The 15,286-nt window shown below is 62.4% G+C and carries 14 protein-coding genes; 4 read left to right on the plus strand and 10 right to left on the minus strand.

Going from position 1 to position 15,286, the window contains the following annotated elements; genetic code table 11:
• Positions 1–32: 32 nt before the first annotated feature.
• Entirely contained in the window at positions 33–1,208 is a 1,176-nt protein-coding gene (locus tag OWC48_RS15805; protein WP_282520816.1) for an MFS transporter, read from the plus strand.
• On the opposite strand, the gene ccoS is transcribed toward OWC48_RS15805, so the two are convergent.
• The 7 genes from ccoS to ccoN form a co-directional block, all read right to left on the minus strand.
• Positions 1,205–1,360 carry a cbb3-type cytochrome oxidase assembly protein CcoS gene (gene ccoS, locus OWC48_RS15810; protein ID WP_282520817.1) on the minus strand — a complete coding sequence of 52 codons (156 nt, stop codon included), beginning with the start codon at positions 1,358–1,360 and terminating at the stop codon, positions 1,205–1,207. The two genes, OWC48_RS15805 and ccoS, sit on opposite strands and share 4 nt — an antisense overlap.
• Complete coding sequence (locus OWC48_RS15815) at positions 1,357–3,618, minus strand: cation-translocating P-type ATPase (protein ID WP_282520818.1); 2,262 nt, start codon at positions 3,616–3,618, stop codon at positions 1,357–1,359. The genes ccoS and OWC48_RS15815 overlap by 4 nt, the downstream gene beginning before the upstream one ends.
• Before the next feature lie 27 nt (positions 3,619–3,645).
• Positions 3,646–4,440: a DUF2189 domain-containing protein gene (locus OWC48_RS15820; RefSeq protein WP_282520819.1), complete on the minus strand. Its 795-nt coding sequence runs from the start codon at positions 4,438–4,440 to the stop codon at positions 3,646–3,648.
• Positions 4,441–4,687: 247 nt separating this feature from the next.
• Positions 4,688–5,575, minus strand: a complete 888-nt coding sequence (gene ccoP / locus OWC48_RS15830) for a cytochrome-c oxidase, cbb3-type subunit III (RefSeq protein WP_282520821.1) — start codon at positions 5,573–5,575, stop codon at positions 4,688–4,690.
• Positions 5,566–5,733, minus strand: a complete 168-nt coding sequence (locus OWC48_RS15835) for a cbb3-type cytochrome c oxidase subunit 3 (protein WP_282520822.1) — start codon at positions 5,731–5,733, stop codon at positions 5,566–5,568. The genes ccoP and OWC48_RS15835 overlap by 10 nt, the downstream gene beginning before the upstream one ends.
• Positions 5,730–6,473 (minus strand): cytochrome-c oxidase, cbb3-type subunit II, encoded by a 744-nt coding sequence (ccoO, locus tag OWC48_RS15840; protein ID WP_282520823.1) that lies wholly within the window; start codon positions 6,471–6,473, stop codon positions 5,730–5,732. Before ccoO ends, OWC48_RS15835 begins: the two co-directional genes overlap by 4 nt.
• A gap of 6 nt (positions 6,474–6,479) precedes the next feature.
• Positions 6,480–8,135, minus strand: a complete 1,656-nt coding sequence (gene ccoN, locus OWC48_RS15845) for a cytochrome-c oxidase, cbb3-type subunit I (RefSeq protein ID WP_282520824.1) — start codon at positions 8,133–8,135, stop codon at positions 6,480–6,482.
• 210 nt (positions 8,136–8,345) lie between these two features.
• On the opposite strand from ccoN, the gene OWC48_RS15850 reads away from it, so the two are divergent.
• The gene (locus OWC48_RS15850; RefSeq protein ID WP_282520825.1) at positions 8,346–8,561 is read left to right on the plus strand and encodes a dodecin family protein; all 216 of its coding nucleotides are present in this window, start codon (positions 8,346–8,348) and stop codon (positions 8,559–8,561) included.
• 76 nt (positions 8,562–8,637) lie between these two features.
• Here OWC48_RS15850 and OWC48_RS15855 read toward each other — a convergent pair whose 3' ends face one another.
• The 3 genes from OWC48_RS15855 to OWC48_RS15865 all read right to left on the minus strand — a co-directional run bounded on the left by OWC48_RS15855 (position 8,638) and on the right by OWC48_RS15865 (position 12,602).
• Positions 8,638–10,005: an adenylate/guanylate cyclase domain-containing protein gene (locus tag OWC48_RS15855; protein ID WP_282520826.1), complete on the minus strand. Its 1,368-nt coding sequence runs from the start codon at positions 10,003–10,005 to the stop codon at positions 8,638–8,640.
• A 186-nt stretch (positions 10,006–10,191) separates the two neighbouring features.
• Entirely contained in the window at positions 10,192–11,202 is a 1,011-nt protein-coding gene (gene cydB / locus OWC48_RS15860) for a cytochrome d ubiquinol oxidase subunit II (RefSeq protein WP_282520827.1), read from the minus strand.
• Positions 11,199–12,602 carry a cytochrome ubiquinol oxidase subunit I gene (locus OWC48_RS15865; RefSeq protein ID WP_282520828.1) on the minus strand — a complete coding sequence of 468 codons (1,404 nt, stop codon included), beginning with the start codon at positions 12,600–12,602 and terminating at the stop codon, positions 11,199–11,201. Before OWC48_RS15865 ends, cydB begins: the two co-directional genes overlap by 4 nt.
• 413 nt (positions 12,603–13,015) lie before the next feature.
• On the opposite strand from OWC48_RS15865, the gene OWC48_RS15870 reads away from it, so the two are divergent.
• Together OWC48_RS15870 and OWC48_RS15875 are read left to right on the plus strand one after the other, a co-directional pair.
• A complete protein-coding gene (locus tag OWC48_RS15870; protein WP_282520829.1) occupies positions 13,016–14,290 on the plus strand; it encodes an NAD(P)/FAD-dependent oxidoreductase in 1,275 nt (424 codons plus the stop codon).
• Entirely contained in the window at positions 14,287–15,285 is a 999-nt protein-coding gene (locus OWC48_RS15875) for an HlyD family secretion protein (RefSeq protein WP_282520830.1), read from the plus strand. The genes OWC48_RS15870 and OWC48_RS15875 overlap by 4 nt, the downstream gene beginning before the upstream one ends.
• Position 15,286 lies beyond the last annotated feature (1 nt).

The raw sequence follows: 15,286 nt of genomic DNA on the forward strand, positions 1-15,286 counted from the left end.
GGGCTACCGAATTCCGACGCGGTTGGCCGGCCATGATGGCGTGCCTGATTGGCCATGCGATCGGACTGCACACGCTTCCACCCTTCACGATCGGATTGTTCATCACGCCCTTGCAGCAGGAGCTTGGCTGGACCAGGACTTCGATCTCGCTCGGCATCACGATCATCACGATCGGCACGGCGCTCACCGCGCCTCTGATCGGCATTGTGGTCGACCGGGTCGGCGAACGAATTCTGATCGGGACCGGAATGCTCATGCTGGCTGCCGGCTATTTTGCCCTGAGCCTCATGAGCGGCTCGATCCTCCAATATTGGGCGATCATGGCCTTGATCGCTCTGCTCGGGGCGGGCTGCTCGCCGGTGCCGTTGTCCCGGATCATCGTTGGGCTGTTCGACCGCAACCGCGGTGCCGCTCTCGGCATCGTCCTGATCGGTACGGGTCTGGCGAGCGTCGTCGCTCCGATTTTCCTGTCGCCGATCATCGTTTCGTCGGGCTGGCGCGGGGGTTACCGCACGCTCGCATGGGTGATGCTGGCTGGGCTTCCGATCGTTGTCGGTCTCCTGGCGCTCAACGGGGTCGGCGGACCGCGACCGCGATCATCGCATGCGCGGGCAGAGGAATCCGTAACCGTCGCGGAGGTGCTCGGGCATCCTGTGTTCTTTCGCCTTCTCGTGCCGTTCGTACTGGTTGCGATCGGAACCGGCGGGGTGGTCGTGCACTTTGTGCCGATGCTGATCGATGCCGGGTTCAGTCCCGCAACCGCCGGGCCAATGGCCGGTCTTGTCGGCCTGTCGCTGGTTTCTGCCCGGTTGCTCGTCGGCGTTGCGATCGACTTCGTCTTCGCGCCTCTGGCGGCCACGCTTCTGATGGCAATAAGCTCGGCGGGCTTCATGGTGCTCGCCTTCGGCGGCCCCGGCTCCACGCCCTATGCCGCGATATTCCTGGGCATGTCGCTGGGAGCTGAGGTGGATCTCATCGTCTATCTTGCTTCCCGGTATTTTCCGGCGCGCTGTTTCGGCCGCGCCTATGGGTTCCTGTACTCGGCATTTTTGGTGACGGTGGCATTTTCACCGCTGGTCTATGCGGGGTTTCGAGAGACGATCGGAAGTTACTGGCCGGGCTTCGTCTGGGCGTCCGTGTTTCTAGCGCTGAGCAGCATCTGCTTCGCGAAGTTGCCGCGCTTCGAGACGCCGCAGCCCGACAGCTAGAGCTCGGGCCTTTCATTGCCTTCGAACAGGATGCGCTGGGCTGCGCCTTCGAGGTCGTCATACTGATCGTTTTTCAGTGTCCACATGAAGGAAGCGAGGCCTGCGAGACCCAGGCCGATCGCGATCGGCACAAGAAAGAAGAAGTCGATCATTTGCCTGCCTCACACGCCACAAGGGCTTTGGTTTCGGCGGTGTCCTCCTGCCCATTCTGCTGCATCGTCCGGACATCGAGGCGCAGCGCATTGGCCACGACCGTGACGGATGAGAGCGACATCGCAATCGCCGCAAGAAGAGGCGTGACGTGGCCGAGTGCGGCGAAGGGGATCGCCACGACGTTGTAGATGACTGCCAGCGCGAAATTCTGGCGGACCAGCACACGAGCCGCGCGAGAGATTTCGATCGCCCGAGGCACCGCCTCGAGGCTGTCACGGAGGAACACGAGGTCGGCGGCGTTGCGGCCGATATCCGAGGCCGAGGCCGGGGCCATCGAGACGTCGGCCGCCGTCAGCGCCGGCGCGTCGTTCAATCCGTCGCCCACCATCAGCACCTTGTGGCCGGCCTGTCTCAAGGCGGAGACATGCCGGATTTTTTTGGCGGGTTGGGCCTCCGAGACCCAGGGCAGGCCTAGATGTCCGGCAATTTCTCGCACCCGGCGGTCGCCGTCGCCGGATAGGATTTCCGCAGTGATGCCTGCCTTTGTCAGCTCGGCAGTGGCTTTTTGCGCGCCGTCGCGGAGGGCATCGTCGAAGGTGAAACAGGTTACCATTTCGCCGTTGGTCGAGAGCGCAACGGCTATATCGTGATCGCTGTCGGCGGCTCGTCCGTCAGCTATTGCCCAACCGGGGCGTCCCAATCGATAGACGTTGCTGCCGAGACTCGCTTCGAGGCCTTTGCCCGGATGTTCTGCCATCACATCGAACGCCATGCGGCGGGCCTTGTTGTCGAGACTAGCCAGCGCTTCCGAATAGGGATGGCGCGAATGCATCGCCATGCCGGCTGCCAAAGCAAGCATGTCGGCGCTGGTATCGCCCCTTGCGCTAACCCGCGGTTGTCCAGAAGTGAGCGTCCCCGTCTTGTCGAAGATCACGGTGTCGATCTCGGCAAGCCTTTCCAATGCGGCGCCATCCCTGAGCATGATGCCCTGTTCGAACAGCCGCCGGGCGGCGGCGACATGAACCATTGGAACGGCGAGCCCGAGTGCGCAGGGGCAGGTGATGATCAGAACGGCGATCGCAATGGTGATGGCACGATGGGCATCGCCGGAGACGATCATCCAGCCGAGGAAGGCCAGGAACGCCAAGGAGTGAACGGCTGGCGCGTAGAGCCGTGCGGCGCGGTCCGCGATCCGGCGATAGGATGCCCGCCCGGCTTCGGCGGCTTCCATCATGCGGGTCATCTCAGCGAGGAAGGAATCGGTCGCAGCTGCGGTCGCCACAATCGTCAGGGGCCCCGTCAGGTTGAGGATGCCGGCCTCGAGTTCGGTCCCTTCCTCGGCCTGAACGGGCGCGCTCTCGCCTGAGACCAGGGAATAGTCGAGCTCGGAAGTTCCCTTGACCACCCGTCCATTGACCGGGACGCGTTCGCCGGCAGCGAGCAGGATCGCCATCCCCGGCGCGATCTCATCGACCGCCACATAGGTCTGCGTGCCATCCGCGTGAAGAACGAGGGCGCCCCGAGCGCTCAGCCGTGCCAGTCCGCTCACGGCCTGTCGCGCCCTTTCGCGCATCACATGATCCAGCGTGCGGCCGACGAGAAGAAAGAACAGCAGCGACACGGCCGCGTCGAAATAGGCGTAGGGCCCGTGATGGATGGTCTCGTAAAGGCTCATTGCGAAAGTGAGCAGGACGCCGATTGAGATCGGCACGTCCATGTTGGTCTGCCCGTGTCTCACGCTGCGCCACGCGGAGCGGAAGAAGATCTGACCGGAATAGGCGAGCGTCGCGAGCGCGATCAGCGCAGAAATCCAGTGGAACAGGTCGCGTGTTGCAGCTTCAGCGCCTGCCCACACTGAAGCAGACAAAAGCATGATGTTGGTGGACGCAAATCCTGCGACCGCAAGCGCACGCAACAGTTCCGTCAGCACCGTGTCTTTGCCATTTGCGCCGATATCGTGCAGGTGAGCCCGATAGCCGATGCTCTCGAGTTTCGGCATGAACTGCGGTGGAATTTCGCCGCGCCAGACAATTGTCACGCGGCGGGTCGAGAGATTGGCGCGGGCACGAACAACGCCATCAAGCTTGGTGAGCGCCGCCTCGATCCGTTGCAGGCAGCCGCCGCAATGGATGTCGGGCACCGACAGATCAGTCTGCCGCAGGCCTGCGTCCACGATCCTGCTCGCAAGCAGGATCTCGTCATTCAGGTTTCCGGCCTGATGAAGACAGAGTTCGGCGCCGGGTGCGCAACAACTCATGGCTCAGCTCCATCCGCTCCAGCGCAGTCACTCCGTGTCCGGCTCGACGGCGCGATAGGCGTGCCAGGTGGCGTGGCCCAGCAGCGGATAGGTCACGATCAGTCCGAGCATGCCGGTCGCGAGACTTATCAGGAACAAGACGAGCACGATTGTCGCCCAAATCAGCATCACGCGCAGATTGTTGCAGACGAGGGCCATGCTGGATGCCATCGCGGTCAGCGCGTCCGTGCGCCGGTCGAGCAGCATCGGAATGGAGAAGACACTGATCGCAAAGGAGAACGCCGCAAATAGCCCGCCCACGACCGTGCCAACGATAAGCATGGCCCAGCCGGTCGCGGTGGTGAACAGCATCGGTGCGACGCGATCGAGCCCCGGAAACGCGACCATACCGAAGAACAGAGCGTAGATTAGTACAGCCGCCCGGATCCAGACGATCATGAGCAGGGAGAGCAGGACGCCGGTGAACAGAATCTGGCCGCCAGAGCTCGGTCTAACGAGATAAAGATTTTCCCAGCGTATCGGTTTTCCGCTTTCGATCCGCCGGCTCTTCTCATAGAGCCCAACAGCCAGGATCGGGCCGATCACCATGAAGCCCGCGAAGAGCGGAAACAGGATGTAGTCGCGTTTCAGCGCAATCAGGCCGGCGACCAAGCCGATCGAGATGGCGAAGATCAGCGCGCCGTAGGAGAGGCTCATCTGTATCTGCGTCGCGAAATCGCGCCAGCCCTGTTCCAACCATTTGAACGGGTCGCGCGCGGTCAATGGGCGAGCCCATCTGTTGACTGTCGCGAGCGGCGGCGCCACGGAAGGAAGCATTGTCATTGCTCGTGTCCTTCTGCAGAAACTGAGGTCGCGGGAGGCGAGCAGGATGATTGGGCTGCCCGGTAAGGGCCGGTCGTGTGGCCGGTTTCGTCCCGGCGGAGATGGCTGACGCATTCCGGTTGCGACGTCACGGCGACGTACACGAGATGCGCGTTGGCAACCACGACGAAGGCCAGCCCGCACGCGACCAGGAGCCAGAGCCAGATCGCTGCCCTGCCTTTCCTCTGTTGACTGACAGCAAATGCGTTCATGGGCCGACCATCCTCTTGTCGACGACGTAGAGCGTCAGGATCTTGCGGTCGAGCTTGGACAGCCGATCTTCCCAGGTCGGCATGTGACCCTGACGCCCGCCCCAGACGGTGGTGTCGATGGTGTCGAAGTCGCCGCCATAGATCCAGTAGCGATCGGTCAGGTTGGGGGCGCCGACTTCCGGATTGCCTTTCGCATCTGAGCCGTGGCATGCGACGCAATTGGCGGCGAACAGTGCCTTGCCGGGTTCGACTCGCGCGGGATCGATGTCCTTGGCGTCCGGATGCGACAGGGAATAGACAAAGCTCGCCACCTTGAGGACGTCCTGCCGCGCCAGCATCTGGTCGTGGCCGAATGCCGGCATTTGCGAGACGTGCGTGTCAGGGTGCGCGGAGTTGACGCCGACGCGGATGGTGTTGAAGATCTCCTCTGGCTTGCCGCCCCACAGCCATGACGTCGTCGTCAGGTTGGGGAATCCAGGGCCGCCTTTGGCATCGACGCCGTGACATGCCGCGCAATTGTTGCCGAACAGGGTGCGGCCGGTCTCGCGCACAACGTTCATCAGCCCCGGATCGGATTGGATCTCCGCAAAATCTTCGGTCTCGATGCGCCTGGACCAGACGCTACGTTCCAACGCGGCCTCGTGGAGCGAGGCCGCGACGAGTTTCCGCTGGTCGATGCCAAGTAGCCCCTTGGTGTAGGTGACGCCCAGCGGCCACGCCGGCATCAGAACCCAGTACCCGACCGAGAACAGGAATGCCAAGGTCAGGAAGAAATAGAGCACGCGCGGAACCGGCGTGTTCAATTCCTTCAGGCCGCCGCCCCATTCATGGCCGGTCGTGAGATAACCGGTATAGCTGTCGCGATCCTGTTGCTCTACTCCCATGGTCCTGCCTCATCGCGAAAGATGGATTGGGCGGCGTCATCAAACTGTTTCCTGTTCGACGGCCGCATGGCGTAGATCACCACGGCGACCGACAGTGCGATCAGGTAAAACAGGCCGAACGACTTCGAGAGCCCGACGAGGAACGCATGCTCGATCATTGTTCTGCCCCGCCTTGTGCAATTGTCTTGTGCGCGGCGTCGGTGAGGCGGCCCAGGATCTGGAGGTAGGCGACCAGTGCATCCATCTCGGTGAGATGGCTGGGGTTGCCGTCGAACGCTCGCATCGTAGTGGCTTTGCCGTAGCGCTTGGTCACGCCATCAGCCAGCGGCGAGTCCGGATTGGACTGCGCATAGGCGTCCGCGGCGGCATTGGCGATCATGTCGTCGGTGTAGGGCACGCCGACTGCACGCTGGGCCTTCAGATGCAGGCCGAGATCGTCGGTGCGCAATTCCGTGGTCAGCAGCCAGCCATAGGCCGGCATGACCGAGACCGGCACGACGTCGCGGGGATTGTTCAGGTGCTCGACGTGCCACGGATCGGAATATTTCTCGCCGATCCGGGCGAGGTCCGGTCCGGTGCGCTTCGAGCCCCACAGCATTGGATGGTCGTATTTGGATTCGACCGCGAGCGAGTAGGGGCCGTAACGGTCGACCTCGTCGCGCAGGGTGCGGATCATCTGGGAGTGACAGGCATAGCAACCCTCGCGGATATAGATGTTGCGGCCGGCGAGCTCGAGCGGGGTGTAGACCCGCATATCCGGTGCATCTTCCACGGTCTGGTGGATCGTGAAGAGCGGCGCGATCTCGACCAGGCCGCCGATGCTTGCGGCGCAAATGATCCCAAGCGTCAGGCCGATCGCCTTGCGCTCCAGCCGATAGTGAAATCCGAAGAATGACATGGCACATTACTCCGCTGCCTGGAGCGCGCCGGCACCGACCACAGCTGGCTCGGGGACATCGCTCGTCCGGCTTGCCGATGCTCCCGGCACTCTGATCGTCATCCAGATGTTGTAGGCACCGAGACACCCGCCGATCAGGAACAGCAGTCCACCGACGGCACGCGCGATGTAATAGGGATGCATCGCGATCAGCGTGTCGACAAAGGAATACGCGAGGGTGCCGCTCTCATTGTAGGTCCGCCACATCAGCCCCTGGACGATGCCGGAATTCCACATCGCGAAGACGTAGATGACGCTGCCGGACAGGGCGAGCCAGAAATGCGCCTCGACAAGCCTTGGCGAGTACATGCGCTCGCGCTTCCACAGCCACGGCACACAGGCATAGATCGACCCGAACGTGATCATCGCGACCCAGCCGAGCGCGCCGGCATGGACATGGCCGATCGTCCAGTCAGTATAGTGCGAGAGCGAATTCACCGAACGGATCGCCATGAACGATCCTTCGAAGGTGGTCAAACCGTAGAACACGCCCGCGACCATCATGAAGCGTAGCGTGGCGTCGTCGCGCACCTTGTCCCAGGCGCCATTCAGCGTCAGCAGCACATTGCCGGCGGACGCCCATGACGGGATCAGCAGCATTAGCGAGAAGGTCATGCCGAGCGTCTGCACCCATTGCGGCAGCGCCGTAAAGTGTAGGTGATGCGAGCCGGCCCACATGTAGAAAAAGGTGATGCCCCAGAAGCTGATGATGGACATCCGGTAGGAGTAGATCGGCCGTCCCGCGCGCATCGGCAGGAAGTAGTACATCATGCCGAGGAAGCCGGCGGTGAGGAAGAACGCGACGGCGTTGTGCCCGTACCACCACTGCGTCATCGCGTCCTGCACGCCCGAGAAGGCCGAATAACTCTTGGCATGGCCGAGCGACACCGGGACGGCGAGGTTGTTGACGATGTGAAGGATCGCCACGACCAGGATGAACGCCATGTAGTACCAGTTCGAGACGTAGATGTGCGGCTCCTTGCGCCGCGCCAGGGTGCGCAGGTAGAGGACGAAATAGGTCACCCACACCACGACCAGCCACAGATCGGTGTACCATTCCGGCTCGGCGTACTCCTTGGACTGGGTCACGCCCATCAGGTAGCCGGTGACCGCAAGCAGGCAGAACAAGTTGTAGCCGAACACCACGAACCACGGGGTCACCTGGTCGGGCAGGCGGGCGCGGGATGTCCGCTGCATCACGTAGAACGAGGTGGCGATCAGCGCGTTGCCGCCAAAGCCGAAGATCACCGACGTGGTGTGCACCGGCCGCAACCGGCCGAAGCTCGACCAGGCCTGGCCGAAGGTCAGGTCCGGATAGGCGAGCTGCCAGGCAACCCAGTCGCCGACGGCAAGACCGATCACGGCCCACGCCATGGAGAGGACGATGCCGACCTTGCTGGGATCGTCGTAGTAGGAGGCAAGACGGTCTTCGGACGGCGCCGGCGTATAGTAGTTTGCGCCGATCCGGAAGATCATCAGGAAGGCGACGAGGAAGATCAGCGCGCCATGAATGCCCATCGGATCGCCGCGGCCGACGATGACGATGAGCCCGCCACAAATGGCGACAGCCACGCTGATCAGAATCGCGCGCTGCCTCTCGATAACTGTAAGTTGGGCGATCATTTTGGCTGCCTCTGCGCAGTTCGAAATATGACCGCGTCAGTGTGGCCCGTGAGTAGGCGGCTTTCGCGAAGGCGCTTGCCAATTCGAGGACGTCCTTGCGGCGTTCTTAGCCGGACCACACCGCGTCCTTTCAGCGCCGATATCGTGGTGCTAGGCTCGATGCCGGCGGGGAGTACCTGCTCCTCGTTTCATACCGAACGGGAGGACGACATGTCTGAGAGCGTCTACAAGATCATCGAACTGGTCGGGACCAGCAGCGACTCCTGGGAGAAGGCTGCGGCCAATGCGGTCGAGCAGGCCGCAAAAACTCTCCGGGATCTCCGCGTTGCCGAAGTCATCAAACTCGACATGCAACTGGACGCCAAGGGCAAGGTCGAGTCCTATCGCGCCAAGCTGAACGTCTCCTTCAAGTTCGAAGGCACTTGAGCTTGATCAGCCTCGCTCCGCTTGTGGGGCGAGGCGTTGCTTTGGACACCTTGAATAGTCGGCGCGCGCATCTTGATCAAACAGCAGGAACGGCTTCGCTAGCCTGCGCGCCCTCGATCATGAGGTTCGAGATCGTGTCAAATACGGAAATCCAGGCCGCGCGGATCTCCGGGGTGAATTCGTCGCCGAGGAATTCGGCGAGGGTGAGCACCAGGGCGGCGGCGACCTTGTCGTAGTGGTTGGTAAGTGCCCCATACCGGCAATGACGCTGTCCCAGCGCCTGCACACCGCCCCTGAGGTCCATGATCCGGTTCAGTCCCTTGACCAGTGAGCTCAGCATGGACACCAGCATGTTGTACTGGACCGCCAGATCGTTCTTGAACAGCGGCCGAAGCTCCGGATTGGATTCGAAGAGGATAGCGTAGAAACGTTCGCCGAACGCGATCAGGCGTGGCGCGATCCGATGGAAGGATGATTGGACCAAAAGAATCGAATCCGGCTTGTTGAATCCGTCGCAGCGGTAGAGGCCGGCAGTTTCCGACATGCCCTTGAGTTGGAGCTTGTTGCAGGGGCCGGTACGAAGGTCGCCAGGCAGATGAGCCAAAACGCTCTCGCTGAGCAGGATTGGGGCGTCGAGTTGTCTTGTCATGCGCTCGATGCGGCTGGCGACGTTCACCGTATTGCCGATGACCGTCACCTGCCGTTTCCCGGGGTGACCGATGCGACCCAGGATCACGGGGCCGCAATGGACGCCGATGGCAAGTCGAAGCGAAATGTTGAGATCGCGCTCGAAGATCGGCGAGAGCCGTTGTGCAGCGTCCTGCATCCCGAGCGCCGCACGTACCGCATTTCGGCATGCAACGGCCGGAGACTCGCCTCTGATACCAAAGACCGCCAGGAGGCCATCGCCGATATATTTGTCGACGAACCCGTTGTTGTTCAGCACGACTTCGGCCGCAGCCGCGAAGTGGCCGTTCAGGAAGTAGACGACGTCGTAGGGCAGGCTCTTCTCGGTCTGACCCGTGAAGTTGCGGATGTCACAGAAGAGGACGGCGACGTCGAGTTCTCGTTCTTCGACGGCGGAGGGTGCGCCTAGCTCGTCAAGATCGAGAACGACAACGTCCTGTGGACTTTGCAGCAGCCGGCGGGCCACGACATTCCCGTGGACCCTAGTCTGGCAGGCGAGGCGGGTGAAATCGTCCCACCCGCGCTCCGATGCGACGTTCTCTTCGAGCGGCGTCCGGGGAGAGACATGCGAGAGGCCGTCGAGGATCTGGACGCGACAGGTCGTGCAACGTGCGTGGCCGCCACATTGGTGGTGGTGCGGAAGCCGGTTCTGGATGGACGCCTCAAGCAAGGTCTGGCCATCGGCCGCCTCGATCGTCGTTCCATGGGAGTAGGTTATTCGATGCACGGCGTTCAGCTCCAGGGGCGCGTCGATCAATCTTCTCCCCGGGTCATCGCGACGACGTCACTGGCCGGAAAAATTTCCTTCAAGGCGGCGTCGAGTGAGTTGATCTCGCGCGGCCGGCCGGCCTCCGGCCTGACCGCGAAGAGGAGCTCCAGCGGTTGGCTCGACCTTCCATATGGCGTATTTGCGGAATTCTTTGGCTGTGAGCCGTCCAACGATCTAGTTGTACCCGGCATCGGAGCGCACCTTTCCGCGAAATACCCAATAGGACCAACCTGAATAGGTAAGGATCACCGGAAGCAGGAATAGCGTGCCGACCAGCAGGAAAGCCTGCGTGCGCGGCGACGAGGCTGCGTCCCAAAGCGTCAGCTGGTACGGCACGATCATCGGATAGAGGCTGATCGCAATGCCGAGATAGGAAAGCAGGAACAGGCCGATGGCGGCAAGGAAGGGCGTCGCTTCGGCTCTGCTGCCGAGCGCGCGCCAGGCGGCATGCGCAACCAGCGCCGTGAGTGCCGGCACCGGGGCGAAGAACAACATGTTGGGCCAGGTGAACCAGCGCGCGGCGACGCTCGGGCTTATCATTGGCGTCCAGATGGAGACGATGCCGATCGCGACGCCGACGCCGACGAGGCAGACTCGTCCGTGTCGGCGGGCCGCGGCCTGCACCTCGCCCTCAGTCTTCAGAATCAGCCAGCCGGCGCCAAGAAGGCCGTAGCCGAACATCAGGGCGATGCCGGTCAGGACGGAAAAGGGGGTGAGAAACGCGAACGACGTACCGCCGAACTGACCATCAACGACCGGAAAGCCCTGGATGAAGGCGCCGAGCACGGTGCCTTGCGCGAAGGTCGCAATGCCGGATCCGTAGCAGAACGCGTGATCCCAGAACGTCCGGTTTTCTGCATCTCGAAAGCGGAATTCAAACGCCAGGCCGCGGAATACGAGGGCGAGCAGCATCACCAAGATCGGAAAATAGACCGCGGGAATGATGACGGCGAAGGCGACAGGAAACGCAGCCATGAGGCCAATGCCGCCGAGCAGAAGCCACGTTTCGTTGCCGTCCCAGATCGGGGCGATCGAATTCATGATGGTGTTTCGCGCGTGCGCTTCAGGCGCGAGGCCATAGAGCATGCCGACGCCGAGGTCGAAGCCGTCGAGCAGCACATAGAAGAACACCGCGAGCCCCAGAATGAGCGTCCAGATCGGTACGAGGTCGAGAACCGGGGTCATCGCGCGTCTCCCTTCACGGTTGCAATCGCGGGTGCAAGAACCGGTGCAGCCGGCCGGCCCGCTGCGATCGCGGCGTCGGAGTCCGCTACCTCCATGGGTCCCTTTCGCACCAGCCGGAGCATCAGGACGAGGCCCCAGGGGTAGATCAGCAGATACACGGCCATGTAGCCCAGCAACGACAACGTCACGTCGGAGGTCGTCAATGAGGGGGACACCGAGGCGGTAGTGCGCAAGAGCCCGTAGATCGTCCAAGGCTGGCGGCCGACTTCGGTGACGAACCAGCCGGCGATAACGGCGATGAACCCCAGTGGAAGGCCGTATTGGCAGAGCCGCAGGAAAAGCGGCGTGTCGTAAAGGCGTTCGCGCCAGCGCAACCACCCGCCGACTGCAACCAGCATCAACATCAGCCCGGCGCAGCCGACCATGACGCGGAATGCGAAGAACGGAATCGCAACGGGTGGTCGCCGGTCGGCGGGGAAGTCCTTCAACCCCTTCACCTGACCGTCGAGGTCGTGCGTCAGGATCAGGCTGCCCAGATAGGGGATTTCGATCGCATATCTGTTCTGTTCGGCCTTGTCATCCGGAATGGCGAAGAGCGTCAGCGGCACGCGGCTCGCCGTCTCCCAGCGCGCCTCGATTGCCGCCAGTTTCGCCGGCTGATGTTCGCGCGTATTGAGGCCGTGAAGATCACCCACAACAATCTGCACCGGTACCAGCACGGTCAACATCCAGAGTGCCATCGACAACATGGTGCGCGATTCCGCCGGCGCACGGTCGCGGCGGATGAGATAGGCTCCGACGCCGAGGACGACGAAGCCGGTGGTGGTGAAGAAGGCGATGACCGTATGTGCCAGCCGGTATGGGAAGGACGGATTGAAGATCACTTCGATCCAGTTTGCCGGGAAGAACTGTCCGTTGACGATCTCATATCCCGCCGGCGTCTGCATCCAGCTGTTGGCCGAGAGAATCCAGAAGGACGAGAACAGCGTCCCCAATGCCACCATGAGTGCCGCAACGAAGTGGGCCCAGGGCGGCACCAACTTGCGGCCGAATAACAAGACGCCGAGAAAAGCCGCTTCCAGGAAGAAGGCCGTCAATCCTTCATAGGCGAACAAGGGAGAGAGCACGTTTGCGCCGGCGGACGTGAAGCGGCTCCAATTGGTGCCGAACTGGAACGGCATGATGATGCCGGTGACGACGCCCATGCCGAATGCGATGGCAAAGATCTTTGTCCAGAAAGTGGAGACGCGGGCGTAGACCTCACGCCCGGTCTTGAGGCTCAGGCCTTCGACGACCGCGATAAACGACGCCGCCCCGACCGTAAATGCTGGCAACAGGATGTGCCAGCCGATGACCCAAGCAAACTGTATTCGCGACAACAGCACAGGATCGAACGACATCGCGGACCTCACATGGTCGGGTGAACGTGGGGTGAAGCTGCCCTCTCCGAGCGGCTTTCGACCGTTGCATGCTGATATGTCGAACTGCCCGGTCGAGGCTGGCATGGGTTTGACGGTCGCAGGACGATCTTGCCGCATTCCGCTCCGATGCCGCCGGTCGCCGCAGTGCTCCGCGCGGATCGCACAAACTGCTCAAGGGCAAGGGGCGGGCAGCGAACACCGCAAGGACGTTCTAGGCCTGGCAACCGCGTTCAAGAACGATTTGGGGGGTCGAAGTAGGTCTCGTCCCGCAATGGGCAGGCGGCTTCAGCAAGAAATCGTCAGGTAGGTCGATGAGCACCGTTTTTTCCGAAAATCTTCCGCAAGGGGCGGGGGCGCCGACCACATCCTCTCAACAGAGGCGGCAGCGTGTCTTGATCATCGGCGGAGGATTCGCCGGTATCGCAGCAGCGCAGGCACTGAAGAAGTCCGACGTCGAGGTCGTTCTGATGGACCGACGCAACCACCACATCTTTCAGCCACTCCTCTATCAGGTGGCGACCGCGGTCCTCGCGCCTGCGGAGATCGCAACGCCGATCCGCCAACTCGAGGCGAAGCAGAAGAATCTCAGCGTGGTGCTCGCCGAGGTCACCGGCATCAATCTGCGCTTGCGCTTGGTCGAGGCGATTTATCCCGGACTTGGCGTCCGTAAGCTCGAATTCGACTACCTCATCGTCGCCACCGGGATGCGGCCGAGCTATTTCGGCCATGACGAGTTCGCCGTGCATGCCCCTGGCCTCAAGAGCCTTAATGATGCAGAGACCATTCGAACCAAGATCCTGGGTGCCTTCGAGTTGGCCGAGTCCACTGAGGACGAGGCCGAGCGTGCCCGCCAGATGACTTTTGTGCTGGTAGGCGCCGGTCCGACCGGCGTCGAGCTGGCGGCCTCGATCGCGCAGATGGTGTCGATCACATTGCGCAAGAACTTTCGCAGCATCGACCCAGCCAGGAGCCGGATTGTCCTCGTCGACGGTGGAAGCCGCATTCTGCCGAGTTTCGCCGAGTCCCTGTCCAAGAAGGCTGCGCGGCGGCTGGAACGGCTCGGGGTCGAGGTCAAGACCGGCTTGAAGGTCGAAAAGGTCGACGAGCAAGGAGTTGTCGCGAGCGGTGAGCGCATTGACAGCGCGACGGTGCTGTGGACGGCGGGCGTTACAGCGTCGCCGGTCGTAAAAATGCTCGGCACCCAGATGGACCGCGCGGGTCGCGCGCTGGTTGGCCCCTTCATGGATATCGCCGAAGCGCCCAATGTGTTCGTGGCCGGCGACGCCACATCGTTCAGCCAGGATGGACATCCCGTTCCTGGCGTGGCCCAGGCTGCAGTCCAGCAGGGGAGGTACGTCGGGCGGCTGGTCGCCAAGCGTATCAACGGGCGCAGCGATGGTCGTCCGTTCCGCTACCGCAGCAAAGGCAACATGGCGGTGGTCGGGAAGAATTTCGCGATTCTGGAGGCCGGCCGCCTGCGCACCTGCGGCTTCGTGACCTGGATCGTCTGGGCTGTCCTCCACGTGCTGGCGCTGCCCCAGCTCCAGAACCGGTACCGGGTGCAGACGCAATGGTTCTGGTCCTATCTGACCGGCCAGCGCAGCTCGCGGTTGATTGCGGAAGCGCCTCGTCCCATCGACCCCGGCAAACAGAAACCTGCACCATGACCGCATCATCCGCAGCCTTGAAAACCGTCCGCTGGATCGCTCTTGCCGGAGCATTGCTTGGCCTCGGCACATTCCTTTGGTTTGCAACTCGACCGCCTCCTTTGACGATACAGGGGGAGATATCGGCGAACCGCGTGGATATCAGCCCGCGCGTCAACGGACGGGTGGCTAAGCTCGGCGCCAATGTCGGCGATACCGTCACGCGTGGCGCACAGCTCGCAGAGCTGCAAAGTCCGCAGCTTTCAGCTTCGCTGCTGGCGACGCGTGCGGCCCTCGCCGTCGCGAAGGCGGACTATGACCGCGTTCACAGCACGCGGCCGGAAGTGATCGCGTCACGAAAGGCCGACTTGGCGGCGGCCGAAGCCGACGTGGTTCTTAACAAGGAGACCTACGACCGGCAGGCACATCTTATCACTACGGGTTTTACGCCGCAGCAGAAGGTCGACGAGGCAACCCGGAATCTGGAGATGGCGACCCGCAAACGCGATGCGGCCCAAGCTGCCCTGGACCTGGCGGTAAAGGGAGCCAGCGATGAGGAGAAGGCGCTTGCAGGGGCGCAGGTGAAACAGGCTGAAGCGAGTCTGAATCAGCGCGAAGTCGACGTTTCAGAACTGACCGTACTGGCACCCATCTCCGGCCAGATCACCAGCCGCGTCGCCGAACTCGGTGAGAACTTCAGCGCAGGCGCGCCCCTGTTCTCGCTGATCGACATGGACGATCTCTGGTTTACCTTCAACCTGCGGGAGGATCTGCTCGCCGGCTTGAAGATCGACGATCAGTTCGACGTGATGGTCCCGGCACTCAAGTCGAAGACCGTTCCTGTCCGCGTCACCATGATCAATGTTCAGGGGCAGTACGCGACCTGGCGTGCGACGCGTGCGACCGGCGACTTCGACCTGCGGACGTTCGAGGTGCGCGCAAAGCCGCTGCAGCCGGTCGACGGGCTGCGGCCTGGCATGAGTGCCATCGCCGCCTGGTCGGCGCGGGTGCGCTGAC

The organism is Bradyrhizobium sp. Arg816, assembly GCF_029989365.1.
In the GTDB taxonomy this organism is placed as follows: Bacteria; Pseudomonadota; Alphaproteobacteria; order Rhizobiales; family Xanthobacteraceae; genus Bradyrhizobium.

Coding starts and splice junctions, on each gene's coding strand:
- ccoO (WP_282520823.1), bottom strand. CDS start 6,473: ATGTCATTCTTCGGATTTCACTATCGGCTGGAGCGCAAGGCGATCGGC.
- cydB (WP_282520827.1), bottom strand. CDS start 11,202: ATGACCCCGGTTCTCGACCTCGTACCGATCTGGACGCTCATTCTGGGG.
- OWC48_RS15875 (WP_282520830.1), top strand. CDS start 14,287: ATGACCGCATCATCCGCAGCCTTGAAAACCGTCCGCTGGATCGCTCTT.
- OWC48_RS15805 (WP_282520816.1), top strand. CDS start 33: ATGATGGCGTGCCTGATTGGCCATGCGATCGGACTGCACACGCTTCCA.
- ccoS (WP_282520817.1), bottom strand. CDS start 1,360: ATGATCGACTTCTTCTTTCTTGTGCCGATCGCGATCGGCCTGGGTCTC.
- OWC48_RS15820 (WP_282520819.1), bottom strand. CDS start 4,440: ATGACAATGCTTCCTTCCGTGGCGCCGCCGCTCGCGACAGTCAACAGA.
- OWC48_RS15850 (WP_282520825.1), top strand. CDS start 8,346: ATGTCTGAGAGCGTCTACAAGATCATCGAACTGGTCGGGACCAGCAGC.
- ccoN (WP_282520824.1), bottom strand. CDS start 8,135: ATGATCGCCCAACTTACAGTTATCGAGAGGCAGCGCGCGATTCTGATC.
- OWC48_RS15815 (WP_282520818.1), bottom strand. CDS start 3,618: ATGAGTTGTTGCGCACCCGGCGCCGAACTCTGTCTTCATCAGGCCGGA.
- OWC48_RS15835 (WP_282520822.1), bottom strand. CDS start 5,733: ATGATCGAGCATGCGTTCCTCGTCGGGCTCTCGAAGTCGTTCGGCCTG.
- OWC48_RS15865 (WP_282520828.1), bottom strand. CDS start 12,602: ATGTCGTTCGATCCTGTGCTGTTGTCGCGAATACAGTTTGCTTGGGTC.
- ccoP (WP_282520821.1), bottom strand. CDS start 5,575: ATGGGAGTAGAGCAACAGGATCGCGACAGCTATACCGGTTATCTCACG.